Genomic DNA, 26,232 nt, shown 5'->3' on the forward strand with positions numbered 1-26,232 from the left:
TCGAATGGTTCCTGTTTTCAATAGTCTTAGGCGCAATTAAGACTACATGGAGTAGACAATGTTGAAGGTGAAAGGGTACCTACCCTATCTGGTGATGGTGTTTTTAAACGCGTTTGTCGATCTCGGGCATAAGATAGTGATCCAAAATACTATCTTTAAAACCTACGACGGCAGTTCACAAGTGATCCTCACTGCAATCATTAATGCCCTGATATTACTACCATTCATTTTGCTATTTTCACCATCTGGATTTATCTCAGACAAGTATCCGAAACAGCGGGTGATGCAGATGAGTGCCTGGGCCGCAGTCGGGATCACCTTGGCGATCACCGCTTGCTATTACCTTGGCTGGTTTTGGGTGGCATTCGCCATGACTTTTCTATTGGCCTTGCAAAGCGCGATCTATTCGCCAGCGAAGTATGGCTATATCAAAGAGCTACTAGGGAAAGATAGGTTGGCTCGAGGCAATGGTGTGGTGCAAGCGATCACGACGATCAGTATTTTGGGCGGAATTTTCGCTTACTCAATTCTGTTTGAGGGCTACCTTGTTGATCAGCCCGTGGATGATACCAGTCATATCTTAATGACTATTGCGCCGTTAGGCTGGAGTTTAGTTGCCTTGTCGGTGATCGAGTTGCTGATGGCCTACCGTTTGCCACAAACTCAGCCTGTCGACAGCAAGATGTCTTTTGATATCAAAGCGTATCGCCGTGGTACCTACCTGAAAGAGAATCTGACCACCGTCTCCCGCAACTCGGTGATTTGGCTATCGATCATCGGCTTAACTGTATTTTGGGCGGTATCACAGGTGATGTTGGCCGCGTTTCCAGCGTTTGCAAAGTCGGTGTTGTCGGAAGATAACACCGTGGTGATCCAAGGCTTATTAGCGTGCACCGGTATCGGGATCATGTTGGGATCGTTATTGGCTGGTCGCGTGTCTAAGCACCATATTGAAACGGGGATCATTCCTTTAGGTGCAGTTGGTGTGGCGCTGGGACTATTTTTAATCCCTCTTATCAGCTCTACAGTTAGCTTTGCATTGGTCTTTATCTTGATTGGTGTGGCTGGTGGCCTGTTCATTATCCCGCTCAATGCCCTGATCCAGTTCCATGCCCCAGAGCATGAGAGTGGTCGCATCTTGGCTGGAAACAATTTTGTGCAAAACGTGGGGATGTTGAGCTTCCTGGTGATGACCGTGTTACTGGCGATGGTCGGGATCGATGGTGCAGCATTGATCTGGCTGCTATGTGCTGTCGCCAGTTTGGGTGCGTTGTACACCATGTGGAAGCTACCGCAGTCTTTAGTGCGGTACCTGTTAGCGATTATCGCAACTCGGGGATATCGCTTGCGCGTAGATGGTTTTAAGCATATCCCGGAACAAGGTGGCGTCCTGATGCTGGGTAACCACATTAGTTGGATTGATTGGGCAATCGTGCAGATAGCTTCGCCACGCCCGGTGCGTTTTGTGATGGAAAAGAGCATATATCAGCGTTGGTATCTGAATTGGTTTTTCCGCTTGTTTGACGTCGTGCCGATCGCTTCTGGTGATTATCGGAAATCGGTTGCCCGGATCGCCGAACTGCTTAATCAAGGGGAGGTGGTGTGCTTGTTTCCCGAAGGAACCATTAGTCGCAATGGTCAGTTGGCCGAGTTTAAGCATGGTTATACCAAAGCTGCTGCGCTTGCCAATGCCGATGTTAAGATCTTGCCATTTTATCTGCGCGGGTTATGGGGGAGTCGTTTTAGTCGTGCCAGTGCCAAGTTAAGAAGTAACCGAGAGCAGGGACGTCGCCGTGATGTGGTGGTAAGTTTTGGCTTGCCAATGGCGATCACTACAACACCGGATGAGCTTAAGCGCAGGGTATCTGAACTGTCGGTACAAGCTTGGGAACATTACACCAAGGCGTTGCCGTCGGTGCCTGCTGCTTGGGTAAGAACGGCAAGCCGTGTCGGCGGCAACACGTTACTCACCGACAGTGATGGTAACTCATTATCAGGTAGACGTGCGTTGGCTGTTACCCACTTATTGGCTAACCGCCTGGCATCTCAGAGCAAAAAACGTCGGGTGGGTGTTTTGCTGCCGGCCAGCAATGGTGGCGCATTGGCTAATATGGCTCTGCTGATGCGTGCCAAGGCTGTCGTCAATTTGAATTATACCGCATCGCTGTGCGCCCTTGAGGGCGCGATAACCAATGCCGACCTAGATCTGGTGGTGACCTCTAAACGCTTCGTTAAAAAGCTAGAAAAGCGCGGCTTTGCCGTCGAAGCGCTGTTCTCTTCGTTGCATGTTATATATCTGGAAGATCTGTTTGCTAAGGTATCGCCGTGGTCGGTGATCTGGCGCCAGTTGCTGGTCACCGCACTGCCGATTAGCCTGTTGCAGTGGTTGTTTGTGTCGAAGATTGATGTGGAGCGTACCGCAGCGATAATGTTCTCATCAGGGAGTGAAGGCTCGCCGAAAGGGGTGAAGCTGAGCCACCGTAATTTGATGGCTAACATTAAGCAGGTATCTGATCTGCTTAACACGCAGGACTCGGATGTGATGATGGGCTCCTTGCCGTTATTTCATGCCTTTGGCCTGACTGTGACCACGCTGATGCCAATGGTTGAAGGGATCCCGTTGGTGTCTCATCCTGACCCCACGGATGTGAGCAGGATAAGCAAGGCGATAGCCCGTTATGACGCAACATTGTACTGCGCTACTTCGAGCATATTGCGTTTGATGACCAACAGTCGCCAATCCCACCCGTTGATGCTCAGTTCACTGCGTCTGGTGGTGTCCGGGGCAGAGCGCTTAGACTCAGCGGTACGAGATGGTTTTCAGAACAAGTATGGGCAGCAGGTGGTCGAAGGCTATGGCACCACTGAAACAACCCCGGTTGCCAGTGTGAATGTTCCAGATCAACTGGATACCCGCTACTGGACAGTGCAGAAGGGAAATAAGCCGGGCACTGTCGGCATGGCGTTACCGGGTAGCAGCTTCCGCATTGTCGACCCAGATTCACTGGCACTGTTACCACAAGGAGAAGCGGGTCTGATCTTGATTGGGGGAGCGCAGGTGATGAAAGGGTATCTGAATGATCCAGAGCGCACCGCCGATGCCGTGGTCGAGATCGATGGGATCCGTTGGTATAAGACTGGTGATAAGGGGTGGTTAGATGAAGACGGTTTTCTCACTGTGGTTGATCGTTACTCTCGCTTTGCCAAAATCGCCGGTGAAATGGTGAGTTTAAGTGCTGTAGAAACGAGCTTAAGCGAGTTGTTATCGCCGCAGTTCCCTGAGCTTTCTCTAGCGGTCGTCGCGATTGCTGATGAACGCAAAGGGGAACGCTTGGTGGTGTTAGTTGATCAGGATATTTCGCTTACCGAGCTGCGGCAACAATGCAAAACCGGTGAACTGAATAATCTGTTTTTACCCGCTGCGGTGATCAAGGTTGATGGGCTTCCCACGCTTGGTAGCGGCAAGATCGATTATCAACAGGTGAAAGCGCTCGCTGTCGCCATGTGATCTGGTGCAACTCCTGCGCAATCTAAATGTAAGTGTGCAGCGCAATGCTGCGCACTTTTCCCTTTCTTTGATTACACTTAGCTACAAATTCATGGCCGCTGTGGTGTTTGATGATACGTCTCCTGCGACTTTTGTTGATCTTTGCCGTGGTCGGTTGGTTACCTTGTGCCACCGCCACCGCCACCGCCACCGCCCCGCTCAAACTATACAACTGGGAATACTATAGCTCTGAGCGTCTGTTTAACCATTATCGACAGGTCAGCGGGCGCGAGATCCATGAACTCTATTTTGAAAGTGACGAGGAACGAGATCGTGTGTTGTTTGGCGGGCGGCGAAAAGAGTTCGATATAGCGGTGATCGACAATCAATCGATAGAAAGCTATGCCGCCGCAAGGATTATTGCGCCGTTGAGTCAGCGCGTTGCAGCCTTGGTGGAGAAACAAGTGCCTGCGGTGTTTGCCGATGCTTGCCACAACTATGGTGTGCCCTACCTTTGGGGTAGTTTGGGCATTGCTTATCGCCGTTCAAAAGTGTCGTCTGCGATAGATAGTTGGTTAGATCTGTTGCGACCGGAGCAATCACTCAAAGGTGGCATTGTGATGTTGCCCGATGCGACTGAGCTATTAATCCCAGCATTAAAGGCTGCTGGGTACTCGATCAATAGCAATGATCCTGAGCAGTTGCGGCAAGCCTATCTTCTGCTGCAACAGCAAAAGCAAGGCGTGCTGGCGTACGCCAACCCATTGGATGTGGTGGAACAGGAGGAGGGCAAAGAGAAGCTGGTGGCGACAATGTTATATAACGGTGACCTCGATACCTTGATAGAACTTACCGGGCATGAAGATTGGCAATATGTAGTACCTAAGGAGGGGAGTGCTGTTTGGACCGATTGCTTAGCCATGTTGAGTGGCTCAGAGCAAGAACCAGCGATCAACCAGTTTTTTGAGTTGTTGCTAACGCCTCAATATGCCGCTTGGTTGAGTGAAGACTCTGGCTATGCCACGCCCGTTGAGAGCGCAAAATCATTCCTGCCGAAAACTCTGCTCGATAACACCGATATTTATCTTCCCGCTGATGTGCGGGAACAAAGTGAATATTATGGTGATGTGTCAGCATCGAGTGATCTGCGCTCGCGCATACTGCTGTCGGTTATACGATGAAGTTAGAGTCAAAATTTCTGCTGATTATTCTGCCCAGTCTGTTTCTGACCGTCTCTGTGTTGTCTGTGGTTGAGTATTGGTTTTTGCTGCAAGATGACAGGCAGGCAGTTCGGCAACAGGTGGAGCTGCAGCATCGAAATTGGGTTCGGCAGGGCAACCAGCGGCTAGAGCTTGAGATCGCCCAGTTAAGAGCCATCTCCAAAATCGGTGAGATGGATGATTATCTCTTTACCAGTAATGCAAAGTTGCGTGAAGTGAGCCTAAAGCCGCGGTTGATGTTTGCTTTGGATGAGCTGACCAGGGAGCTCAGTAGTTTTAAGCGTATCTCTCTTTATGACATTGAGCATCAGCAGCTCATTATGGTGGGGGAGAATGTTGACCCGTTTGCTGATGTCGATAATGCTAATCTTGCCCTGTTGCAACGGCTGCAGGCCTACCCACATAGTCATGTTGATTCCGAACTGAGAAATAATCATGGCGCGTTGACTTTCAGATTAGCAGAGCGTTTTTCCCCCTCATTGATCAGAACCAGCCAGTCGCCAGCGGCAAGCGGTGAGCTTTATACCTTAGTTGCTGAAGTCGATCGCTTAGATGTCGCTGATGCGATTGAAGAGCTCTATCTTAAGCAGGGGATAGCTCTGCTAGTTTTTGATCGTGAACGGCGTTTCATCTTTGGACCCTCCTCGATGCCTTGGCAGGTGGGAAATGCTGATCTTTTCCAACAACTCGAACAGAGATTGATCCGTGGTCAGTCATTGATTCTGGATAATATTGGTGAGTTTCAACTGGTCTCGCAGTTAACTTCAGGGGACTCCATCTCTATCGCGATGGTGTCAGAGAGCATCGAAAATCAAGATGCCAACGCGTATTTATGGCGCGTTATCTTGCTGTTATTAGTTACTTTCCTGTTGCTGTTTATTCTGTTGCGCTGGGCGATCAAGCGTACGGTGGTAACGCCGTTGATGATGATCAGACAGCGTATTCGTGGCGTGGAGGAGGGGATAGACGAAGATGTTCCCCCTTCCAAGGGAGGGGATGAGCTTGCGGAGCTCAATAATAGCTTTGCTGATATGGTGACATCAGTGCGGCAAGCGAAGATGGCGCTGGAAAAAGTCGCGTACTCAGATCGTCTTACGGGACTCAACAATCGCCTGGTTTTGCAACGTTCCTTGGGGGAAGGGTTAGAAAGTAAGATGGCTCTGTTGATCCTCGATATTGATAGGTTCAAACATTTGAACGAGACCCATGGGGACAAAGGGGGCGATCAAATACTGAAGAGCCTAAGTGAACTAGTGCAATCGATGATGGCTAAGCCTCCATTTGACGAACTGATTGATCATCGGAGTTACGTTGCGCGCACCGCTGGTAATGAATTTGCGATTTTGTTGTTCCATGCCAATCTTGAGCTGGCTGAATCGTTGGCTGAGCAATTGGTCACGGCGTTAGCGGATCCTGTGGTTGTGGGTGCTGGACAGGTATATCTACAAGTCTCTATCGGTATTGCTGCAAGTCCGCAACACACAGAGACTGTGGCGGAATTACAGAAATTGGCTGAAGCTGCAAAACAGCAGGCGAAGCTAAAAGGTGGTGCTCAGTATCAGGTGTTTAGCCAGCAGATCGCTGAATACCTGTTAGAAAAAGAGGTGATTGAAAGAGCGTTGACGACGGCGTTAGAGCTGGATGAATTTGAACTGTTTTTTCAACCCTATGTGTGTAGCAAAACTGGACTCATTGCCGGCGCAGAGGCATTGTTGAGATGGCAAAGCGAAAGTTTAGGCCGTGTCGGGCCAGACAAGTTCATTCCAGTGGCTGAACAGTCGGGGTTGATCTATGCGATTGATCGTTGGGTGATTGAGCATGCTTGCCTGTCATTGGCTGAGATCCTAAAAACTCAGCAAAACTCTACGTTTTCCATGTCCGTTAATGTGTCAAATACCCACCTGCAACAACCCGGATTGGCAGATTTCATTTCCGGTGTTGTTTCGGCGATGGCGTTACCACCTAAGCAAGTTGAGATTGAGATCACGGAAACCGCGACCGCTGATTTGGACGACCGCTTTTTGGCGAATGCCAATGCATTGAAGAAACTTGGGGTTGGCTTAGTACTGGATGATTTTGGTACCGGCTATACATCCCTTGCGCATCTAGGCCAACTGCCGGTAACAAAGCTCAAGCTTGATCGGACTCATACTGCTGAGATTGGTTTGAAGCAGCCCGCAGATACCCCTGGGGTAGCCAAAATAGTGCTGGAGTTTGCCCATGCCTACAACCTCTCAGTTACCGCCGAGGGCGTCGAAAATCAGCAACAGCTAGACTTTTTGAACAGCGAAAAATGTGATTTTATTCAAGGGTACTACCTTTATAAGCCGATGAGTTTTAACCAGCTTTTAGAGTTGCTAAGCGGCAAAGGTTAACGTCGTCAAAAGCCGTTGCTCGGATCTTGCTCTTTTTGATCTGTTTGGCGCTTAATGTGAGTGCTGTTGAGTTAAATGTATACTCATTTCCCTATGATTTTTGGTCGCCGAGGTTCTATGAAACTGTCCAGACACGTCTATACCGAACAGGAATTTCATCAGCAAGAGGAACCCCCTGTTTATCATCGCGAGATAGGGCCTGTGGTATTTAAACAGGGTGACGAGGTGGCGACTGTGAAGTATGAGCCTTGCCATAGTAACGCCGAGTATAGTGATTATCGGCAGGGCCAAGGGCGGGTTTGGACTAAATGGTTGTTAAGTGAAGATGGCAACAAAGCGGAAGGGATATCCGAGTCGGGTATCAACATGTTTGCTGATTTCTATATGGAACCGGGGGCAAGTATTGGACAGCATCAGCATAGCGATAAGGAAGAGATCTACTATCTGCTGGAAGGTACATTGAAGATTTCCGTGGAAGATGCTGAGGGCGGTTGTACGGAGCGGACCCTAATGCCAGGCGATATGCACTTCATTCGGTTAGGTCAGTCCCATGCGGCGTTAGCTGGAAGTGAAGGAGCGCGGGTGGTAAGTGTTTGTGTTAAAGGGTAAGCGGGCTAGCGAATTAGTACTTTCTTAGCGCTCACCTCTTTCGTAAACGTATTGCTAATGCTGGCAATCTGACTTATCTCAAGTAGGCTAGGTAGCAAATTTGTTAAGGTCGTTCGGTTTTGTTAACTAGGAATGCGTTATGAACTTCACTTTGCCTCTGCTCGGGGCACAAATATTACTGACCGCGTTTGGTGCGCTGGTATTGGTGCCTATCCTTACGGGTTTATCACCGAATATCGCCTTATTAGGAGCGGGTGTAGGTACGCTGATTTTCCAGTTATGCACCAAGCGTCAGATCCCGATTTTTCTTGGTAGTTCGTTCGCTTTTATTGTTCCTATTCAACTGGGCATTTCCCAATTCGGTTTGTCCGCGACATTGGGCGGTTTGATGGCGGCCGGTTTGGTGTTTGTCCTTGCCAGTGCGCTCGTTCGATTACGTGGGATCCAGATCATCGAAAAGCTGCTGCCGCCAGTGGTCGTTGGTCCGGTGATCATGGTGATAGGTTTGGCGCTTGCGCCTGTTGCTGTGAACATGGCTTTGGGTAAAACCGGCGATGGCGCAGTGCAATTGATTGAACTCGATACAGCGCTGATTATCTCATCGGTGGCCTTGCTAACGACGGTTGGTGTGGCGGTTTATGCCAAAGGCTTGTTAAAGCTGATGCCGATTATCGCGGGCGCAGTGGTGGGCTATCTGCTGTCGTTGGCGCTGGGCGTCGTTGATTTTACTCCTGTCGGTGCAGCGCCTTGGATCGCGGCCCCTGATTTTGCCACGCCGTCTTTCGACTGGCGGGCCATCTTGTTGATTGCGCCAGTGGGATTGATTGTCGTGGTCGAGCATTTTGGCGACATTTTGGCGATAAGCAACGTGACCGGAAAGAACTTCGTCGAAAAACCGGGTATTGACCGTTCTTTGTTGGGCGATGGTTTGGCTACTATGGCTGCAGCCAGTTTTGGTGGGCCGCCAGTGGTTAGTTATGGCGAGTGTACCGGTGCGGTGGCACTGACTAAATCTTATAATCCCGTCATTATGACCTGGGCGGCTTGTTTTGCTATTGGTTTGGCTTTTGTCGGCAAAACCGGTGCCTTGTTGCAGACCATCCCAGTACCTGTCATGGGTGGTATTCTTTGTCTGTTATTCGGATCTATTGCAGCCATTGGGATGAATACCCTGGTGCGTAGTCAGGTGGATCTAGCGAAAGCGCGTAACTTAGCTATCGTGTCAATTACGCTCGTCTTTGGCATTGGTGGAATGAGCATCAGCGCGGGCGACTTTACGCTTAAAGGGGTAGGGCTTTGCGGTATCGTGGCTATCCTTCTTAACCTCGTGTTGCCGCAAGAGAAATCTGCAGCGAAGTAATCTGTCGCTTGCAGGAATAAAAAAAACCGCCCTCAGGCGGTTTTTTTATTGTTCAGAAAACTTATTTGGTGCCGAATATCTTATCTCCGGCATCGCCTAAGCCAGGCATAATATAGCCCTTATCGTTGAGGTACTCGTCGACCGACGCGACATAGATATCTACATCTGGATGGGCAGCTTCAAGCTTGGCAATCCCCTCTGGCGACGCAACCAAGAACAGCCCCATGATCTGGGTGCAGCCTTTCTGCTTTAGCAGGTCAATTGTGGCGATCAGCGTACCGCCTGTTGCCAACATAGGGTCTAGGATCAGTGCTGTGCGCTCAGGTACATCGGCGACAATTTTGTCGAAGTAAGCCACAGGCTCAAGGGTTTCTTCATCTCGGTATAGACCGACGACACTCACTTTGGCATTGGGGAGCAGGCTAATGACCCCATCTAACATGCCGAGTCCGGCGCGCAAAATAGGTACCAAGGTGATCTTTTTGCCCTTGATATTTGTCACTGGCACGCTCTCGCCGCTCCAGCTTTCAACATCAATGGTTTCTGTTTCCAGGTGTCGGGTGGCTTCATAGGTGAGTAAAGTGCCGATCTCACCACAAAGTTCGCGGAAGTGTTTGGTGCTGATGTCACGCACCCGCATCAGACCCAATTTATGTTTTACCAAAGGATGTTGGATTTCATAGACTGCCATTGCAGCATCTCCGGAGAATAATGATTACCAGTACAGTTAATAGCATAGTTGCTTTGCTGTCATTTTGATTTTACCCAAGACAATCATCTCATTGGCTATGTATCCTGCGTCAGCCGTCTACACTTTGGAAGCGGTCACGGCGTTGCCGTGTTTTGATTTTGTTAGCACACGGAGATTGAAATGAAACAACTACTGGCTATGTTGATGATGGTTGGCATGTTAGCGGCTTGCGCAAGTTCAGAGCCTGAAGCAGCGGCTGAGCCTGCTCCTGCGGCTAAGCAGGAAAAACAGCGTTGTGCAGTCGACACTGATTGTACGACGGGATATGGCATGTGCGTGAAGCCTGAAGCGGCTGATTACGGCTTCTGCCTGTAATCTACATTTGGGGGCGTTACTGCCCCCAATTACCACGTAATGAATAGACTGCCGGACTGGTCTAGTTTGATTGCAGAGGCGTGGGCGTTAGAGTGCGCTGTAATAAATTTTCAGAAAATGCTGTTTTTTAGCGTTTTCTAGTAAAAATGGTAGGAAAATTTCCTTCCTGAGTGTATAAATATTCAGATTTTTTGCATATAAACTAAAAAATGCGAATAAACAGTGACCAAATGGTCGGTTTATATCGCGTCTTTCTACGGGATTGTAACGATTGTTCAGGAGGTTTTCATGGCTATGAAAATCGGTGTGCCACGAGAAGTGATGTCAGGTGAACAACGCGTAGCGTTGACGCCAGATACTGCTGAGAAGCTGCAGAAACTGGGTTTTGAACTCGCTATTGAAGCGGGTGCCGGTGCGGCGGCAAGTTTTACCGATGACGCATACAGTGCGGCAGGTGTTGAAGTAATCACCGACACAGCGGCGCTGTGGCGTGGTGCGGATATTATATTTAAAGTCAATCCGCCTATGGTTGATCCGGCAACCGGCAACGACGAAGCCGAGTTGTTAAAACCAGAGCAGACTCTGATTAGCTTCTTCTGGCCAGCTCAGAACGAAGATCGCCTGAAAGTGTTAGCAGAGAAAAATATCAATCTGTTAGCGATGGACAGTGTGCCTCGTATCTCCCGTGCTCAGTCATTGGATGCTTTGAGCTCCATGGCGAATATCTCAGGCTATCGTGCTGTGGTTGAGGCGGCCCATGAGTTTGGCCGTTTCTTTACTGGTCAGATAACGGCAGCAGGTAAAGTTCCTCCGGCCAAAGTGTTGGTGATTGGTGCTGGTGTTGCTGGGTTGGCAGCGATTGGTGCTGCGGGCAGTTTGGGGGCTGAAGTACGTGCATTTGATACTCGCCCTGAAGTAGCTGAGCAGATCGAATCGATGGGCGGTACATTCTTACGCCTCGATTATGAAGAAGAAGATACTGGTGCCGGTGATGGCTACGCCAAAGAGATGTCTAAGGCGTTTATTGAAGCGGAAATGAAACTGTTCGCTGAGCAGGCCGCTGAAGTTGATATTATCATCACCACTGCCGCTATTCCTGGTCGTCCGGCACCTAAATTGATTTTGGCTGAGATGGTCGAATCAATGAAGCCAGGCTCAGTCATCGTTGATTTGGCTGCACTGACCGGTGGTAACTGTGAATTAACTGAGCCTGGTGAAGCGGTCGTCAAGCATGACGTCACTATCATCGGGTATACCGATATTCCATCGCGCCTACCGGCACAATCCAGTCAGCTTTATGGCACCAACCTGGTGAACTTGATGAAGCTGCTGTGCTTGGAAAAAGACGGCAATATCGACATTAACTTCGACGATGAAGTCCTGCGTGGCGTCACCGTTGCCAAAGCGGGTGAAGTTACCTGGCCTGCGCCACCCATTAAGGTCAGTGCTCAGCCACAACAGCCTGCAGCAGAAGTGGCTGCGCCGGAGCCTGTGGAAGAGGCAAAACCTAAGCCTTGGCTTAAGCCTGCCATGCTTGCAGTGGGTGCCGGACTGTTTGGTTGGGTTGCTCAGAATGCACCGAGCGATTTTCTGGCACACTTTACCGTGTTTGTTCTTGCCTGTGTGGTGGGATACTACGTGGTTTGGGGCGTCGCCCATGCCTTACACACGCCGTTGATGAGTGTGACGAATGCTATTTCCGGCATCATCATTGTTGGTGGCTTGGTCCAGATGAATTCCGATAGTCCGCTGATCCTAGCGCTATCGGGCTTTGCCATTTTAATCGCGACGATCAACATTGTTGGTGGCTTCACCGTCACGCAACGCATGTTGAAAATGTTCCAGCGCGACTGAGGAGATAACGCATGTCACAAGGTTTGTTAGTTGCTGCGTATCTGTTTGCAGCCGTTCTGTTCATTATGGCACTTGCGGGCTTAAGTAAGCACGAAACTGCCAAGGCCGGTAACCTTTATGGTATTGCCGGTATGTTGATTGCTATCGTGGCTACCTTTGCTAGTGTCGAGATCAGCGGGATCACCTGGCTGACAGGTGCGATGCTGGTTGGTGCGGCTATCGGCGTTGTTTTAGCGTTGAAAGTCGAGATGACCGAGATGCCACAGTTAGTGGCGATCTTACATAGCTTCGTTGGTTTAGCTGCGGTATTAGTCGGCTTTTCTAGTGCTATTGCATCTCACCCTGAGCCAGGCAGTGCTGCTGCGGTTGCTCAAGCATTGACCCAGACCAGTGTTGAAAAGACGATCCATGATGTCGAAGTCTTCCTTGGTATCTTTATTGGTGCAGTGACCTTCACCGGTTCGATTGTTGCCTTTGGTAAGTTGCATGGTGTGATGAGCAGCAAGCCACTTTCTTTACCTGGTAAGCACTTTATCAATCTGGCGATGGTGATCGCCTCTATCGGTTTGGGTGCATGGTACATGGACAGTGGCAATATCATCGCCTTACTGATCATGACCTTTATTGCGTTTGTATTTGGTTACCACTTGGTTGCAGCCATTGGTGGCGCAGATATGCCAGTTGTTGTGTCTATGCTGAACTCTTATTCAGGTTGGGCGGCAGCAGCAGCCGGATTTATGCTCTCTAACGATCTGTTGATTATCACCGGCGCCTTAGTGGGTAGCTCTGGTGCGATCCTCTCTTACATTATGTGTAAAGGGATGAACCGCTCCTTTATCAGCGTGATTTTGGGCGGCTTTGGTACCGATGGTGGCACTGTCGTTGGCGATGAGGAAGTGGGCGAATACCATGAAACCAATGCCGAGGATGTGGCCGACATGCTGAAGAGTGCCAAGAGCGTGATCATTACTCCTGGTTACGGTATGGCGGTAGCACAAGCTCAGTATCCTATTGCTGATATCACCAAGAAGTTGCGTGAAAAAGGCATCCAGGTGCGGTTTGGTATTCACCCTGTGGCAGGGCGCTTGCCAGGACACATGAACGTGTTGTTGGCAGAAGCCAAAGTGCCTTATGACATCGTGATGGAGATGGATGAGATCAACGATGATTTCTCCGATACAGATGTGGTGTTGGTGATTGGTGCGAACGACACCGTGAACCCTGCGGCGCGTGAGCCAGGCAGCCCAATTGCTGGTATGCCGGTGCTACACGTATGGGAAGCGGAGAATGTTGTGGTATTCAAGCGTTCTATGGCCACAGGCTATGCTGGCGTACAGAACCCACTGTTCTTTAACGACAACAGTAAGATGTTGTTTGGCGATGCCAAAGCCAGTGTGGATAACATTCTGAAAGCACTATAAAACATAGTGTGTAGATGAATGAATAAGAAAAGGAGCTATCGGCTCCTTTTCTGCTTTTTGGCCGTAGCGATACGTCGAGCTCTGTCCTAATGTCGCAATGCTTAATTGCCTTTGGTTACTTGTTGTTGGGCTATATCGCTATTTTTTGTCCTGACGCAATCTTTTAAGCTGCTACTCTTTGCTAAAGTCCGCCGGTTTGTTTTCTCACCAGAGGTTTTAGTATGCGCATTGAATCTGATATCAAGTTGGGGTTTAAGGATGTCCTTATCCGCCCTAAGCGTTCAACACTCAAAAGTCGTTCCGAAGTCGAATTAGTGCGTACCTACCGTTTTCACAATAGCGGTCGTACCTGGACAGGTGTGCCTGTAGTGGCTGCCAATATGGACACGGTCGGCACTTTTGAGATGGCGCGAGCGTTAGCAGAGCATCAGATGCTGACTGCGATCCACAAGCACTACACGGTGGAAGAGTGGGCTGCATTTATCGCTGAGAACGATGCCTCTATCTTTAACTACATCATGGTGAGCACTGGAACTTCTAAGGCTGACTTTGAAAAGCTTGGACAACTGTTAAAGCAGCATCCAGAGTTTCAATTTGTCTGTATTGATGTGGCAAATGGCTATGCTGAGGCGTTTGTTGATTTCGTTCGCCGCGTGAGAGAAAGCTACCCAGACATCACCATTATGGCGGGTAATGTGGTGACCGGCGAAATGGTTGAAGAGCTTATCCTAGTAGGAGCCGATATCATTAAGGTTGGTATTGGTCCTGGTTCTGTGTGCACCACCCGAGTGAAGACAGGTGTTGGCTATCCGCAACTGTCCGCCGTGATTGAGTGCGCCGATGCGGCTCATGGCATGGGCGGGCAAATCGTGTCAGATGGCGGTTGTTCATGTGCCGGCGATGTGGCCAAGGCATTTGGCGGCGGTGCCGATTTTGTCATGATTGGGGGTATGTTTGCTGGGCATGATGAGTCAGGTGGTGATCTCATTGAGCGTGACGGTAAGCAGTACAAGCAGTTTTATGGCATGAGCAGTGCAACGGCGATGCAGCGTCATGCGGGCGGTGTTGCCGAGTATCGAGCCTCAGAGGGTAAAGCGGTTAGCGTGCCTTATCGTGGCCCAGTAGATGCCACGGTGAAGGATATTCTGGGTGGCGTGCGGAGTGCCTGTACTTATGTTGGTGCCCGGCAGTTAAAAGAGCTGACCAAACGTATGACCTTTATTCGTGTGCAAGAGCAAGAAAATCAGGTATTTGGTAAAGAATAGACCGATTGCCTCAGAAAAAAACCGGACGACAATGTCCGGTTTTTTTGTTTTTTGGGGTGAATATTATGTCCGCCCTTTTAGGTAATTGGCGTAATCAGGGATGCTGGTTTCATAAGCTTGATTCATATGTTTAGAATCAAGCAGAAAGTCGGCGGTGACTCTGTTGGTGGCAACAGGGATGTTCCATACCGCAGCGAGTCTTAGCAGGGCTTTGACATCGGGATCGTGAGGAACTGCATCCAAGGGATCCCAGAAGAATACCAGCATATCTATCTTGCCTTCAGCGATCAGCGCGCCGAGCTGCTGATCTCCACCCATGGGACCGCTCAGCAGGCACTGGATGGGGAGGTCTAGTTGCTGCGCGAGCAGTGCGCCAGTGGTACCTGTAGCGAACAAACGATGTTGACTGAGTTGCTCACGTCGAGCTTCAGACCAAGCAATTAACTGCTGCTTCATATGATCATGAGCAACAAGTGCTAAGCGTTTTTTCGCCGGTAATGTACGTTGCGTGGTTTGCATAGTGCTCCGTAAGCAATGTTTGCTAGTTAACCCAACCCAGATAGTCGCGGATGACTGACCATCTAGGCCTATCTTCCTTGGCACCTTTGCCTAAAATCCAGAATTCGTATTCTTGCTCGATTAGTCCTTCGGTCTTTTTCAAGGTTATCCAGCTATTGAGATAGACCAGCATACTGTAGTTACCCCTAGCGGTCGCGAATGCCATAGGGAATTCGTAATCCGTGCCTTCAGGCAAGATGACGCCATAGTCAGGGTAGAGCATGCTCCAGGCATAACCTGCTTCCGCCGATATCAGTAGCGCATCGTATATCTCTTTCGGTTGTTCAAAATAGGCTTGGTAATTAGTCAGTTGGAATAGGGTTATATCTGGGCGCGCCGCTTGGATCCGCTCGGCCAGTTTCTCTTGACCAACCATGGCTATTTTCAGTTCTCCTGCCTCTCGGAGCTTCTGTACGGTAGAAAAATCTTTCAAGCGATAGTCTTTCGCGACTAAAGCTAAATGCAGCTGCAGTATGGGGTCGGTGAAGTTCATCTTGCCCATTAAGGTGGCATCCATGGCGATACCGGATATCGCAATATCGATATGCCCTTGGTTTAGGGTGATATCTAGGCGCTTTGGATCGTAAGGGATCAGCTCAATCTCTACGCCTAATTCTTGCGCAAAGGTATTGATCAATGAAATGTCCAACCCTACCAATTTATTTTGCTGATTGAAGTAAGTAAATGGCGCGTTGTTGGGCAGGTAACCCACACGGAGGACACCACGTTGGATGATGCTTTGCAGATTAGCCGCTGGTGCGGATGCGGTGGACAGATCAGGGTACTGATCTTGAATTTCTGTCGAAACTTCATTGACCACTCGCATATTTCCCAATAGCTCGGCGGTGTTGCCTGACTCGGAGATAATAACGCTTGAGATAATTCTGGCACTGACAATCATTAGCACCAAGCCTGCGAGCACCATGCCGCCCGCTTTGAGTAGATCTCTTGTGGTAACCAGCCACTGTTTTTGGATTAATGCCGTGGTCAGTAGGCCAAAGATCAGCAAATGCATCACCGCCACTAAAGAGTTAAATTTGCCGGTAATAAAGGAGGAGACCAAAAACAGCTGATAAAGATCGGAGGGCAGTTGCAGGCTGTTAAGCATAAATGGGATCGCTGCATGAACAGAGCCAAACAGGCTTAATAAGCCACTCATCGCTAACATAGGATAAGCGGTGATGGAGACATCTTTACCGGTAAACCAACCGCAAAATAGTACGAAAAAGATAACGGTGAGTTTGCCTGCATTAGGGAAGGTGAATGCGATGGGAAGCAGTACATCGAGGTTCCCATCGGTATCGGCACGAGTTAGGTTTTTTTCCGCAAACAGTTTTTTTGAACCTTCGATAAGTACCGGCAATACGATGAAAATGTTGCCGGTGGCAAAGGCCGTGATTAATGAATCCCGCGATAACGACATGACTTCGCGATAACTAAAAGGTGTAATGGCCGCCACCATGGCGGGAAAGAGCCACAAACTCAGCGCCAGGCAAAGCAGGGCGTAGGCAACGAGAAACACTTGAAGGGAGGCAAATTCATCGACGGTCAGTGTGCCTGCCGCTCCCGCTGCCGAAGCAAATACGCCGACAGGCAGTGTTTTCACCATGAAATTGGTGACACGAGAAAGGCCTTTGCCCACCACATCCATAAAGGCGATAACGGGCTCTCGCCCCTCCATGTTGATAAAAGAGATACCCAGAGCAATGGAGAAGATGACCACCGCAGGAATAGCGCCAATCGCTAGCGACTTAAACGGGTTGGCAGGAATATATAGATCGTAGTAATTCACCGGTGGTGGCGAGGTGATCACTGAGGTGCTAAAAAATGATGCGGTGGTGACCTCTGGAAACGCCAGCGGTAATACGAGGATGCCAACCAAAGCCATACCCCAGATAATCAGCATCACGATCCCAGCTTGGGAAAAGAGTAGTTTGGCGGCTTTGCCTTCCAGCCTGCCAATGCCACTGATCAAAGAAACGGTGACATAGGGCAGGATGGTCATCTGCATCAGTAGGATCACACCCGTTCCTACCCACTCCATCCAGCCAACCATTTCGCCAAAGAACAGGCCCACGCCAATACCCGCAAACATCGCCAGTAAAATAAGGCTGGATAGGGATAATTTGAACTTCATTGCCTCTCCTTTGACATAAAATTACTTGCTCTGTATTGGCCAAAGCTGATGGTGGTTAGTTGCCTGTGTTGATGCCGACATAATGGCTTTGCCTAGGGTATAACTTAGACCAACGAATCCATTTCTGGCTGCGTTTCATGCAGCATATCGAGCATAGGTACCATGGTTTGTGGTGGGTAAACACGGATAATGGCATCAACCATTTTTAGCCGTGCTTCTTGGTCGCTGTCATCAATACTATGGGCTGCTTGCCAATGATCTTCACTCGGCCAGACGGAATAGGAGATCCAACTGCCGTCGTGGGCACGATGAAGCCTGGAACCTTGCGCACCATAATGCAGCATATTACGTTGGATGATTTCGCCCCAACCTTGCTCAAACTGCTGTTCTTTGCCTTCTTTTAACTGCCAGCGATTAATGACAATAAACATGGGTTCTTCCTTCTCAATGGCTGGTGACTAGTTAACCATAGCATTTTCAGCGAATTCGTCATGTGATCAACGCATTACAAAGCTATTTGAGCGTCAGGGAGAGAGCGAAGGCTAGGGAGCTGTGAACTCTATTGGTAGGCGACGGTGTTGAGAGAGATCGCAACGATCCTGACCGAAGCTGTTTCTAAAGTTATCTTCCAAGCGTCTGGCATCCCCTTTGGCAGGATCAAAATAGCGAATAAAACTATCAACGGTGAGTTGCCGTCCGGCGCGGAGTAACGTGACGCGAAAATATTCATCTTCGGGTAAACTGTGCACAAATTGGATCAGTGCATCGGTATCTTGAAAAGATTGCTCATTGATATGAGTGATCTCATCACATGGATGAATACGAGAGAGTTCTGCAGGGCTATTGTGTGACACCCCGTTGACCAACACCCCCTGAAAACTGAAGTCGTACTTTTGCCTGAATTTTTCCGTGTAGTGCCCCTGCAGAATGACGCCCCAAAAGGCGTAAGGCGCAGCCTCTTGTTTCCTGACTTCGCTATCTGCTGATGACGAGGCATGGGCAAGTAGACCGAGCACAGCAAGGCTAATTGCAATAATTTTGTATCTGTTAAGCACGTTAGGCCTCAGCGCTTAGCGGGACATATAGCCGTTGGTGATATCACTCAGTGTGACTTCTTGGCAACCCTCAGCATGGTAGAGGGAGTTGCACTCTTGAATGACATTGCGAACATCGTCGGGACTCATGGTATTACGTAAAGGCCATGGGTCAGATGGACTCACTTTAGAAAAGGTTTCTCTCAGCAGAGAGATGGTCTCGTCAACTAAATAAAGACTCATAATAACTAACTCCTTGTGTTATGAGTGTTACCGCTATCCGTGCTCTTTATTTATAGCTTTTCATGTCGAATATAGCTAGAAAATAACGGTAGATTATTAGAGTTTCAGAGATCTCTCACACAGGCCGCGGCGAAAATCCGCAATCGTAGCGGATAAATTACTAATTTATGTCAGAATATATTGCAGATAGGGCGTTTCGTTTTGACTCGATCATGCTTTATCTTCGTTTAACTGTTTTCTAGCAACCATGCTCTACTGAGCGTGCGTTGTTTTCATATTGCATCGAGGGAGTGGTATCAATGATGTGCAAAAGGTTATTTTTGGTGCTGGTGTTTTTGCTGGTACCTATGTCGCAAGTAAGCGCTGCGCCAAGTAAAACCCAGGTTAATGCTGCGCTAGAAGTGTTGCAAGAAGCGGTGAAATCAATGGGACCAACATTGGTGTCTCGATTCTCTTTGGCCGAGCTTGAGCAGCTGTTAAAGCAGCAAGGCTACAAGGAGGTTAAAGTCCGTGAAAGTGGTAGCATCGTGTTTAACCATGATGGTACTAATTATGTATTGCAGCTCTATGATGATGGTGATCTTCAGCTCTACTTTGGTGTCTCAGGTATTCGCTTGACCGCATCAGCGATGAACGAATGGAATCGCACAAAGCGTTTGTCTCGTGCTTATTTGGATAGTGATGATGATCCAGGCCTAGAAGCAGACCTGATGGCTAATGGTGGTATCAACGAAGAGATTGTCTCTGAGTTTATTAAGGTGTTTGTTAATACATCTGCCCCAGCATTTGAGAACTTTCTGCGTGAAAATGGTGTTTAGCACTCCAGTTTCTTAATGCCTTCCGTATTGAGAGCGTAAATGCGCTATCGCCGACTCAGTTGCGATAGCGCATCTCCCATACTGCCACACCCTTTTTGCGACCATCCGCCATCTACTGGGATAACTGCCCCCGTGATATAGCTCGCCATGGGCGAAGCAAGAAAACAGCAGGCATGGCCAATATCTTCCACTGTGCCTAGACGTTTTAGCGGCACGTCATCGCAGGTTTTTTGCTTTATCGCTGCTGTTGGGGCGAGTCGTTCCATCCCCTCTGTACCGTCTATGGGGCCAGGAACAATCGAGTTAATACGAACGCCATACTCTCCCCACTCTAGTGCCAGCGTGCGAGTGATCATATCGACCCCGGCTTTGGCTGCACAAACATGCAGTTGTGCTGGCATGGGAAGGTAAGCTTGTGGCGCGCTAATGTTGATGATACTGGCACCTGGCTTGGTGAGCAGCTCAAAGCTGGCTTTCATCACATGAAAGGTACCTAAAAGGTCGATATCGACTACCGACTTAAAGCCATTGGCTGACATATTTTCCGCTAAAGCGGGAAAGTTACCCGCCGCGCCTGAAACTAAAACATCGATGCTACCAAAGCGGTCATGGGCGGTGCGCAGGCCTTGGGCGATTGCCTCAATATCTCTGACATCGGCACAAAACCCATAGGTTTTGGCACCGAGCGCTTGCAGTGCTGACTGCGTATCATCGACTTTTTGTTGCTGCCGGCTGGCGACCGTGATGTTGGCATGAAGCCGGGCGAAGCATTCCGCTATACCGCGGTTGATGCCGCTGGTGCCGCCGATAACAACCACATGCTTGTTAGTAAAATTGAGCGCTGTCTGCATCGCGGATGTTCCTATGGCTAAAAATCATAACGATAGTTCAAGGCAAATGAGGCTGCATCGGCGCGATAGTTACCGACGTTAATGACATAGAGCCGTTTATTGAAGTCGTCATCAAACAGGCCCATTAAGTTGTATCCCTGCAGTGACACTGAATGCTGTGGGGCGAGTTGATAGTGAGCGCCGAGATCCAGAAACACAGCCCAATCTGTGCTGTCGGTATAGCCCGGATCGGTTAATGCTGTTGAAGAGCTGTTGCCATCTTCGCTGGCCGCCCGCTGATCCACGGTATAGTCGATGTAGTCTTGGGAGCCTTGATAATCCCAAAACACCCGTAAGGCGCCATTAAACTTCAGTGCCGTATCAAATTGCCAACTCGCGGCGAGTTTGGAAATGTGGTTGCTCCATTGGCTCAGATCATCACCATAGCCAAATGGTTCGGCGGAGATCTTTTGTGATTTTCCCTCTTCGGCGTCAAAGCTGGACAGCTTGGTATAACTGTGGGAAGCGCGAATATCCCAGGTTTCGGTGTGGTAGCTCAGCTCTAGCTCTAAGCCACCGACGCGATACTCTGCGACTTTGTCTGAGCGAAGGGTATTGGTATCGATACCGATCACTTCAATGTCATTGAAAAAAGCACTGGCACTGTAGAGGAGTGCTCCACTTGCCTGGCGTTGATAAACTAACTCGATGCTTTTGAGCTCTTCTGGATCAGAGTTCTCGCCACCTTGATGCTGCAGGCGCAACTCTTCGGCGTTATTTTTTCTTACTGAACGACTCGCGATCAGCTTGACGGTATCGATGTCGGTTGGGGTGTAGATTAGCGCGGCGCGTGGAGACCACATACTGTCGGTGTACTGATCTTCATCTACCCGTAAACCCAGGAAGCTAGTGAACTGATCATTGATGGTCCACTGATGTTCGATCATCAGGCCGTAGGAGTAGGTTTCCCATTCAGGCATCTCTCCGAGTACAAACGAAACTGGATCGGCATCGGGATAACCCGGACTCTCTCTACCCCAGCGCTCATAAGACGCAGTGCCGCCAATGGCGAGCGCGTGATCGGGAAGGGGCAGCCAACTGGCGATCACAGATGCTAAAAATTCATCTTCGCGGTGATTCTCTGGGGGATTGTCTGGCAAATCGGTATTAAATAACTTGCGTTCGTAATCAAAGCTATCGGCGCTGAATCGGTAGTCTACCCACAAGGTGTCATCAATTTTGTCTTTATAGTCCATTGTCAGTGTGAGCTGCTGATAACCAACACTCTGGGTGGTGAGATCTTCCTGCTGCAGATCTGCAGGGGCAAAACCGTTAGGTGACTCCAGCACCACCTTATGACTCCAGGGCATCTCCTCGCCACCCCGGGTGTAGCGGAGCCAGGCATCAAAGTTTTCTTTCTGGTAGTTGAGGTGAAGCTTTAATTTCGGCAGATCGCGATGTTGGGCGTTGTTTCTCGGGTGATTCAGGTTGCTGTCGGCACCGGCGACCAATTCATCCCCCCAAGGCGTTGTGTCACTGAGGCCATATACCACAGGTGAATCACTTTGATCCGCGCCTTTGTAATTACTAATGCCGCCGTAGAGGTAGATACCACTGGTTTCATCTAAGCGGATCCCTTTCTTAATTTCGACAGATTGAAACTCCTCTACCGCGCCAACTTTGGCGATAACCTGATCGCCGGAATAGTTGTTGAAGTTTTCGGTGCGGATATTGATCACCATAGAAACCGCCCCTGGGCCGTACACCACAGAGCCCGGACCGCGAATGACATCGATACGGTGAATATCTCCCATCATGGGAAGGTCACGCTCTGACAGTGCACCGAAGTGGGTGCGCTCATTCATGATCCGACCATTCACCAGTAATAGATATTTGTCATCTCTGTCGCCCATTATCCCCCGCATTCCCATATGCTTAGCTTCCCAGTGATGGGGCAGATAGTGAAAGTTGGGTACGTATACTTCCAGTAGGTCAAACAGACTGCGTGTTTCTGAATCATTGATCATTTGCTGGGTGATGGTGGTGACTGATGCCGGATCCAGCCGCTCAATGGTTGGGGTGGCTGAAGCGGTACCGGAAACACCGATCTGCATCAGTTGCGATACATCCAGTTCAAACAGCGTTTCAAGATCAAGAGGATCTTCTTCGGCATAGGCGGTTGGCTGCCCTAAAAGAATTGCTGCACAAATTAGAGAAAGCGTCGAACGATTCGGCATAGATACCTCAAAGAGTCGCCCAGAAAAAAAATTACGACCTGTTAACAATCCAGTATTCGACCAAATTCCTATATCCACCAGTCACTATGTTGAAATGTCAGAGCTAATTCGCATATTTAGCGCTTAATATTTAGAAGTTGTGAAACCTGTGTAACAGTGGGCGCGATAGCTGTTTGTTACTCTGGGTGAGAATATTTATGGCTGGTGTCTGGGGCAGGCCAAGAGTGTCGTAATGGCCACCATTAGCCATGACTGCAAGTAGGTGCAGGATCTGTGAGGGATCAAGTTAAGGCAAAGTTGAAGATGTTTGGCGCAACACACTGGAATATCAGTGTGGGCTTTCGCTCGTCGCTATTCTTGCTACTACTTTGGTTGCCCAACCTGCTCAGCGCAGTAGAGTTAGACGCCACTAAATTGCGCGCTGCATTTCTTTATCAAATAACTAAGTTTGTTAGTTGGCCAGATTCAGTACTTTCTGAGCAACAGGCGTTGAACGCTTGTTTCGTTGGTCAACAAGTGGAAGATCTGGCAGCGCTATTTCGCCGGGCAACAGAAGGTAAAGAGTCCCAGGGGCGAGCGTTGCAAACCCTCTATTTTCAAAAGTGGCAGGGGTTACATCAGTATCAAAGTACGCAATTTTGTCATCTGGTGTTTAGTTTCGAACAGGGCAAGGGATTTAAACTTGCGCAACAGCTTTCTGAGAGTCAAACCCTGTTCGTCGGCAACGATGTGGTGGCACTGAAAGCCGGGGCGATGTTTGCCCTACCTATAGCCAGCAATAAGATCTCCATCTTGGTTAACCAAAATATGCTTGATCGTAGTCAGTTGAAAGTGCAGGCCCGTTTCTTGCGACTGGCCAAGGTGTGGAAGGGAGCAGCTGATGACGACGTTTAAGCGTCAGCTGCAGTGGACGGTCGCGATCATTGTGACTCTGGCGCTGGTGCTCAGTAGTGTGCTTCATGCCTATTTTGCCACAGAAAGAAGCCGTGAGAATGCGCTGTCAGCATTGCAATCACAACTTAATGTTGTGGCCTACAACTTGGTACCTGCGCTCTATTTCAGTGATAGTGATGAATCATTGGCTATTTTGGCCGGACTACAGATCCAAGAGAATATATTAGGGACTGGCCTGTACCTTGATGGCACCTTGGAACTGCCCGTGGATCAGCCGTTTGCGGAAACTGGTGTACGTTTGTTGCGTCCTCATCTCGGTGACAACCGGTATCAGGTTGCCCGAGGATTGGTGTTCAGCCTGACGCCGATTGTCTCTGAGGGAGAACGCTTAGGTTATCTGTATGTGGAAGCCCGGGTCCCTCAGTTGTCAGATATTATCTTTGATACCTTAAAACTGGCCGCTATTGTGGTGTTGATTTGTACAATGGTTGCGGCGGCGCTGACCACCTTTTTATCCAAAGGCTTGGCATCACCTATTACCGAGCTGGTGCGTGTCGCTGACAAAATTGTTAACAACAAGCATTGGTCACTGCGGGCACCGGAAACGGAGTACCTGGAACTACAACAATTGGGGCACTCTTTTAATCGAGTGTTGGATAGTATTGAGCAGGAGGTTGTTGACCGAAAACAGCGTCAGCGTGAGCTTGATAATCTGAATCGAACATTGGAAGAAAAAGTGGTGCAGCGCACCTTGGCGTTGGAGCAAAAAAACGCAGAACTGGAAGGAACCCTGCAAGCGCTGGAGCGCTCACAGCAACAGCTTGTACAGCGAGAAAAAATGGCTGGATTGGGTGAGCTCGTCGCTGGCGTGGCTCATGAAATTAATACCCCAGTGGGGATCAGCATTACAGCGACCTCCCACGTGATGGATAACACACGTCAGCTACGTAAAATGTTTGCTGAAAATACGCTGACCCGCACGCAGTTTTCTGACTACATGGATCTGGTTTATGAAAGTGGTGAAATCGCTTTAAGAAACCTAGAGCGCGCCGCTGAGCTGGTGCATAGCTTCAAACTCGTCGCTGTTGATCAAAGCTCTGAAGAGAGTCGGCGCTTTAATTTACTGGCCTACATGGAAGAGGTGATCGCGTCATTGCGTCCGCGGCTGAAAAATACTCAGCATAAGATCGTGCTAGAGGGGGATAGTGATATAGAGTTTTATGGTCAACCCGGCATGTTCGCTCAGCTTTTAACTAACTTGATCATGAACTCTTTATTGCATGGATTTGAAGCGCAGACCGAGGGTCGGATAGAGATCGCGTTGCAGCGTTTGCCCGACCGGCCAGATGTGAATGACGAAAACAGCACGGTGCATTGGGCTAAAATTTGCTTCTCCGACAGTGGTAAAGGGGTGGACGACACGGTGATGGCTCGTCTATTTGACCCTTTCTTTACGACCAAGCGTCACTCCGGTGGCAGTGGTTTGGGGACTCATATTATCTTTAATTTGGTCACCCATGGCCTCAAAGGTACTATTAGCGCATCCAATGGCAAGCTGAACGGCTTAAGTTACGAAATCGAATTTCCATTGCAGGAAGCAAAGCCGTTTGCTGATCAGACGCGTCATTAGGGTGTTATTGTTCTAGCAAACGCATATAGAGCGCTTCATATTGATTGAGTATTGCCTCCTCGGAGAAATCCTCGAGTATGTCGGGCGCTTTCTCTGCCATGGTTTGCAGTAGCTCTCGGTCATTGAGTAGCACGCGTATTTTTCTACCGGCATCAATAGGGTTGGTGGCTTCGCACAGAAAACCATTTTCGCCATCGATCAGCACTTCGGGTATTCCGCCAACATTGGTGGCTACCGCGGGGACATGTTGAGAGAACCCTTCTAGCAAGACCAAACCGAAGCTCTCTTCGGCACTGAGCAGTAAATTGATATCGCCAATCCCTAACCAGCGGCCGCACTCTTTCACTTTACCAGCGAAGATGACTTTATCGGCTATGCCTAAATAGTGAGCCAGATGTTCACAATGAGGTCGTTGTGGGCCGTCGCCAAAAAGGACTAATTTGGCATGGTGAGTACGACAGACACGATAAAATGCATCAATGATGTCATCGGTGCGTTTGACCGTACGGAAGTTAGAAGCGTGCACTAAGACATTTTCATCTTCATCGATATCAAATTTGGCGCGCATTGCCTTGCGCTCTGCAGCTGTGAGCAAGGGCAGTTTTTCAACCAAGAAGTTGTAAATGGTGTCAATGTTGAGATCGCTACCGTAGGTTTTTAATGCCAGTTGCTGCAGGTTTTTTGACACCGCAGTGATGGCATCGGCTTTCTGCAATGCCCACTTAATAGGCGGCCGCATACTCGGTGTGTTACCTAATTGAGAGACGTCGGTACCGTGTAGGGTGATCACTAATTTGCTTTCCAGTCCGCCGACTTGGCGAGCCATTTCAGCGCTTAAGGCATAGGGTACGGCATAATGACTATGGATGATGTCGAACTTGATCTTTCTCGCGTAGCGTTCAATTGTGCCGCTGGTGGCCAGTGTTTCAGGAGGGCCGGATAATAGCTCTGTTTTCGGCAGATTGACGGACACAAAGCGTAGGTTGTCAGGTGCGTTTTTGAGGTTGAAAGGGCGGTCTGTTGCGAATAGGTAGATTTGGTGACCACGTTCAGCGAGTCTCAGCGCCAGTGTGGTGGCCATGATGCTGGAACCACCCATACCTGCTCGACAAATAATCGCAATTTTCAGACTTGGTTTTTCTGCCACTCTAGACTCCCTACGGATCAGATCCTTGTTCAGTGACTTGAGAATAG

21 protein-coding genes are annotated in these 26,232 nt (G+C 49.2%); 12 read left to right on the forward strand and 9 right to left on the reverse strand.

All coding sequences use genetic code 11. The annotated features are described in order from the left end of the window. Window positions 1–58 precede the first annotated feature (58 nt). The 5 genes from EZV61_RS08925 to EZV61_RS08945 all read left to right on the forward strand — a co-directional run bounded on the left by EZV61_RS08925 (window position 59) and on the right by EZV61_RS08945 (window position 9,051). Window positions 59–3,508: an acyl-[ACP]--phospholipid O-acyltransferase gene (locus EZV61_RS08925; protein ID WP_131415103.1), complete on the forward strand. Its 3,450-nt coding sequence runs from the start codon at window positions 59–61 to the stop codon at window positions 3,506–3,508. 110 nt (window positions 3,509–3,618) lie between these two features. Further along, complete coding sequence (locus EZV61_RS08930) at window positions 3,619–4,668, forward strand: polyamine ABC transporter substrate-binding protein (RefSeq protein ID WP_131415105.1); 1,050 nt, start codon at window positions 3,619–3,621, stop codon at window positions 4,666–4,668. Further along, entirely contained in the window at window positions 4,665–7,082 is a 2,418-nt protein-coding gene (locus EZV61_RS08935) for a putative bifunctional diguanylate cyclase/phosphodiesterase (protein WP_131415107.1), read from the forward strand. The genes EZV61_RS08930 and EZV61_RS08935 overlap by 4 nt, the downstream gene beginning before the upstream one ends. Before the next feature lie 117 nt (window positions 7,083–7,199). Continuing rightward, window positions 7,200–7,691: a cupin domain-containing protein gene (locus EZV61_RS08940; RefSeq protein WP_165569559.1), complete on the forward strand. Its 492-nt coding sequence runs from the start codon at window positions 7,200–7,202 to the stop codon at window positions 7,689–7,691. Window positions 7,692–7,830: 139 nt separating this feature from the next. Beyond that, the gene (locus EZV61_RS08945; RefSeq protein ID WP_114338249.1) at window positions 7,831–9,051 is read left to right on the forward strand and encodes a uracil-xanthine permease family protein; all 1,221 of its coding nucleotides are present in this window, start codon (window positions 7,831–7,833) and stop codon (window positions 9,049–9,051) included. A gap of 61 nt (window positions 9,052–9,112) precedes the next feature. Here EZV61_RS08945 and upp read toward each other — a convergent pair whose 3' ends face one another. Further along, window positions 9,113–9,742, reverse strand: coding sequence for a uracil phosphoribosyltransferase (gene upp / locus EZV61_RS08950; RefSeq protein WP_114338250.1), 630 nt, complete (start codon window positions 9,740–9,742; stop codon window positions 9,113–9,115). 180 nt (window positions 9,743–9,922) lie between these two features. On the opposite strand from upp, the gene EZV61_RS08955 reads away from it, so the two are divergent. The 4 genes from EZV61_RS08955 to EZV61_RS08970 all read left to right on the forward strand — a co-directional run bounded on the left by EZV61_RS08955 (window position 9,923) and on the right by EZV61_RS08970 (window position 14,657). Further along, window positions 9,923–10,117 carry a hypothetical protein gene (locus tag EZV61_RS08955; RefSeq protein ID WP_114338251.1) on the forward strand — a complete coding sequence of 65 codons (195 nt, stop codon included), beginning with the start codon at window positions 9,923–9,925 and terminating at the stop codon, window positions 10,115–10,117. A gap of 294 nt (window positions 10,118–10,411) precedes the next feature. After that, on the forward strand, window positions 10,412–11,971 hold the full coding sequence (locus tag EZV61_RS08960; protein ID WP_114338372.1) for a Re/Si-specific NAD(P)(+) transhydrogenase subunit alpha: 1,560 nt from the start codon (window positions 10,412–10,414) through the stop codon (window positions 11,969–11,971). A gap of 11 nt (window positions 11,972–11,982) precedes the next feature. Continuing rightward, complete coding sequence (gene pntB, locus EZV61_RS08965; protein WP_114338252.1) at window positions 11,983–13,392, forward strand: Re/Si-specific NAD(P)(+) transhydrogenase subunit beta; 1,410 nt, start codon at window positions 11,983–11,985, stop codon at window positions 13,390–13,392. A 221-nt stretch (window positions 13,393–13,613) separates the two neighbouring features. Continuing rightward, window positions 13,614–14,657, forward strand: a complete 1,044-nt coding sequence (locus tag EZV61_RS08970) for a GMP reductase (protein WP_114338253.1) — start codon at window positions 13,614–13,616, stop codon at window positions 14,655–14,657. Between the two features lie 63 nt (window positions 14,658–14,720). Here the strand turns inward: EZV61_RS08970 and EZV61_RS08975 are convergent, their stop codons facing one another. The 5 genes from EZV61_RS08975 to EZV61_RS08995 all read right to left on the reverse strand — a co-directional run bounded on the left by EZV61_RS08975 (window position 14,721) and on the right by EZV61_RS08995 (window position 18,629). Continuing rightward, on the reverse strand, window positions 14,721–15,176 hold the full coding sequence (locus EZV61_RS08975; RefSeq protein WP_114338254.1) for a methylglyoxal synthase: 456 nt from the start codon (window positions 15,174–15,176) through the stop codon (window positions 14,721–14,723). A gap of 22 nt (window positions 15,177–15,198) precedes the next feature. Further along, window positions 15,199–17,352, reverse strand: a complete 2,154-nt coding sequence (locus tag EZV61_RS08980) for a cation:dicarboxylate symporter family transporter (protein ID WP_131415111.1) — start codon at window positions 17,350–17,352, stop codon at window positions 15,199–15,201. 104 nt (window positions 17,353–17,456) lie between these two features. Beyond that, window positions 17,457–17,783: an antibiotic biosynthesis monooxygenase family protein gene (locus EZV61_RS08985; RefSeq protein WP_131415113.1), complete on the reverse strand. Its 327-nt coding sequence runs from the start codon at window positions 17,781–17,783 to the stop codon at window positions 17,457–17,459. 111 nt (window positions 17,784–17,894) lie between these two features. Continuing rightward, window positions 17,895–18,407, reverse strand: a complete 513-nt coding sequence (locus EZV61_RS08990) for a PDZ domain-containing protein (protein WP_165569560.1) — start codon at window positions 18,405–18,407, stop codon at window positions 17,895–17,897. Window positions 18,408–18,422: 15 nt separating this feature from the next. Continuing rightward, window positions 18,423–18,629, reverse strand: a complete 207-nt coding sequence (locus EZV61_RS08995; protein WP_114338258.1) for a hypothetical protein — start codon at window positions 18,627–18,629, stop codon at window positions 18,423–18,425. Between the two features lie 299 nt (window positions 18,630–18,928). On the opposite strand from EZV61_RS08995, the gene EZV61_RS09000 reads away from it, so the two are divergent. After that, window positions 18,929–19,447, forward strand: a complete 519-nt coding sequence (locus EZV61_RS09000) for a YbjN domain-containing protein (RefSeq protein ID WP_131415117.1) — start codon at window positions 18,929–18,931, stop codon at window positions 19,445–19,447. Window positions 19,448–19,491: 44 nt separating this feature from the next. On the opposite strand, the gene EZV61_RS09005 is transcribed toward EZV61_RS09000, so the two are convergent. Together EZV61_RS09005 and EZV61_RS09010 are read right to left on the reverse strand one after the other, a co-directional pair. Next, window positions 19,492–20,298, reverse strand: a complete 807-nt coding sequence (locus EZV61_RS09005) for an SDR family oxidoreductase (RefSeq protein ID WP_130567054.1) — start codon at window positions 20,296–20,298, stop codon at window positions 19,492–19,494. 17 nt (window positions 20,299–20,315) lie between these two features. Then, window positions 20,316–22,514, reverse strand: coding sequence for a TonB-dependent receptor plug domain-containing protein (locus EZV61_RS09010; protein WP_131415119.1), 2,199 nt, complete (start codon window positions 22,512–22,514; stop codon window positions 20,316–20,318). Window positions 22,515–22,817: 303 nt separating this feature from the next. On the opposite strand from EZV61_RS09010, the gene EZV61_RS09015 reads away from it, so the two are divergent. Both EZV61_RS09015 and EZV61_RS09020 read left to right on the forward strand, forming a co-directional pair. Next, window positions 22,818–23,408, forward strand: a complete 591-nt coding sequence (locus EZV61_RS09015) for a YfiR family protein (RefSeq protein ID WP_130567052.1) — start codon at window positions 22,818–22,820, stop codon at window positions 23,406–23,408. Then, entirely contained in the window at window positions 23,395–25,038 is a 1,644-nt protein-coding gene (locus EZV61_RS09020) for an ATP-binding protein (RefSeq protein ID WP_130567051.1), read from the forward strand. The genes EZV61_RS09015 and EZV61_RS09020 overlap by 14 nt, the downstream gene beginning before the upstream one ends. 4 nt (window positions 25,039–25,042) lie before the next feature. Here EZV61_RS09020 and bshA read toward each other — a convergent pair whose 3' ends face one another. After that, window positions 25,043–26,185: an N-acetyl-alpha-D-glucosaminyl L-malate synthase BshA gene (bshA, locus tag EZV61_RS09025; RefSeq protein ID WP_114338264.1), complete on the reverse strand. Its 1,143-nt coding sequence runs from the start codon at window positions 26,183–26,185 to the stop codon at window positions 25,043–25,045. Between the last annotated feature and the right edge of the window lie 47 nt (window positions 26,186–26,232).

Origin of the sequence: Corallincola luteus (assembly GCF_004336975.1) — a bacterium.
Taxonomy (GTDB): domain Bacteria; phylum Pseudomonadota; class Gammaproteobacteria; order Enterobacterales; family Neiellaceae; genus Corallincola; species Corallincola holothuriorum.

Bases quoted from the DNA above. Each gene is read 5' to 3' on its own strand.
- EZV61_RS09000 (WP_131415117.1), top strand. From the start codon at position 18,929: ATGATGTGCAAAAGGTTATTTTTGGTGCTGGTGTTTTTGCTGGTACCT.
- EZV61_RS08960 (WP_114338372.1), top strand. From the start codon at position 10,412: ATGAAAATCGGTGTGCCACGAGAAGTGATGTCAGGTGAACAACGCGTA.
- EZV61_RS08935 (WP_131415107.1), top strand. From the start codon at position 4,665: ATGAAGTTAGAGTCAAAATTTCTGCTGATTATTCTGCCCAGTCTGTTT.
- EZV61_RS09005 (WP_130567054.1), bottom strand. From the start codon at position 20,298: ATGCAGACAGCGCTCAATTTTACTAACAAGCATGTGGTTGTTATCGGC.
- upp (WP_114338250.1), bottom strand. From the start codon at position 9,742: ATGGCAGTCTATGAAATCCAACATCCTTTGGTAAAACATAAATTGGGT.
- EZV61_RS08975 (WP_114338254.1), bottom strand. From the start codon at position 15,176: ATGCAAACCACGCAACGTACATTACCGGCGAAAAAACGCTTAGCACTT.
- EZV61_RS09020 (WP_130567051.1), top strand. From the start codon at position 23,395: ATGACGACGTTTAAGCGTCAGCTGCAGTGGACGGTCGCGATCATTGTG.
- EZV61_RS08925 (WP_131415103.1), top strand. From the start codon at position 59: ATGTTGAAGGTGAAAGGGTACCTACCCTATCTGGTGATGGTGTTTTTA.
- EZV61_RS08995 (WP_114338258.1), bottom strand. From the start codon at position 18,629: ATGAGTCTTTATTTAGTTGACGAGACCATCTCTCTGCTGAGAGAAACC.
- EZV61_RS08980 (WP_131415111.1), bottom strand. From the start codon at position 17,352: ATGAAGTTCAAATTATCCCTATCCAGCCTTATTTTACTGGCGATGTTT.
- EZV61_RS09015 (WP_130567052.1), top strand. From the start codon at position 22,818: ATGTTTGGCGCAACACACTGGAATATCAGTGTGGGCTTTCGCTCGTCG.
- EZV61_RS08985 (WP_131415113.1), bottom strand. From the start codon at position 17,783: ATGTTTATTGTCATTAATCGCTGGCAGTTAAAAGAAGGCAAAGAACAG.
- EZV61_RS08945 (WP_114338249.1), top strand. From the start codon at position 7,831: ATGAACTTCACTTTGCCTCTGCTCGGGGCACAAATATTACTGACCGCG.
- EZV61_RS08940 (WP_165569559.1), top strand. From the start codon at position 7,200: ATGAAACTGTCCAGACACGTCTATACCGAACAGGAATTTCATCAGCAA.
- EZV61_RS09010 (WP_131415119.1), bottom strand. From the start codon at position 22,514: ATGCCGAATCGTTCGACGCTTTCTCTAATTTGTGCAGCAATTCTTTTA.
- EZV61_RS08955 (WP_114338251.1), top strand. From the start codon at position 9,923: ATGAAACAACTACTGGCTATGTTGATGATGGTTGGCATGTTAGCGGCT.
- pntB (WP_114338252.1), top strand. From the start codon at position 11,983: ATGTCACAAGGTTTGTTAGTTGCTGCGTATCTGTTTGCAGCCGTTCTG.
- EZV61_RS08930 (WP_131415105.1), top strand. From the start codon at position 3,619: ATGATACGTCTCCTGCGACTTTTGTTGATCTTTGCCGTGGTCGGTTGG.
- EZV61_RS08970 (WP_114338253.1), top strand. From the start codon at position 13,614: ATGCGCATTGAATCTGATATCAAGTTGGGGTTTAAGGATGTCCTTATC.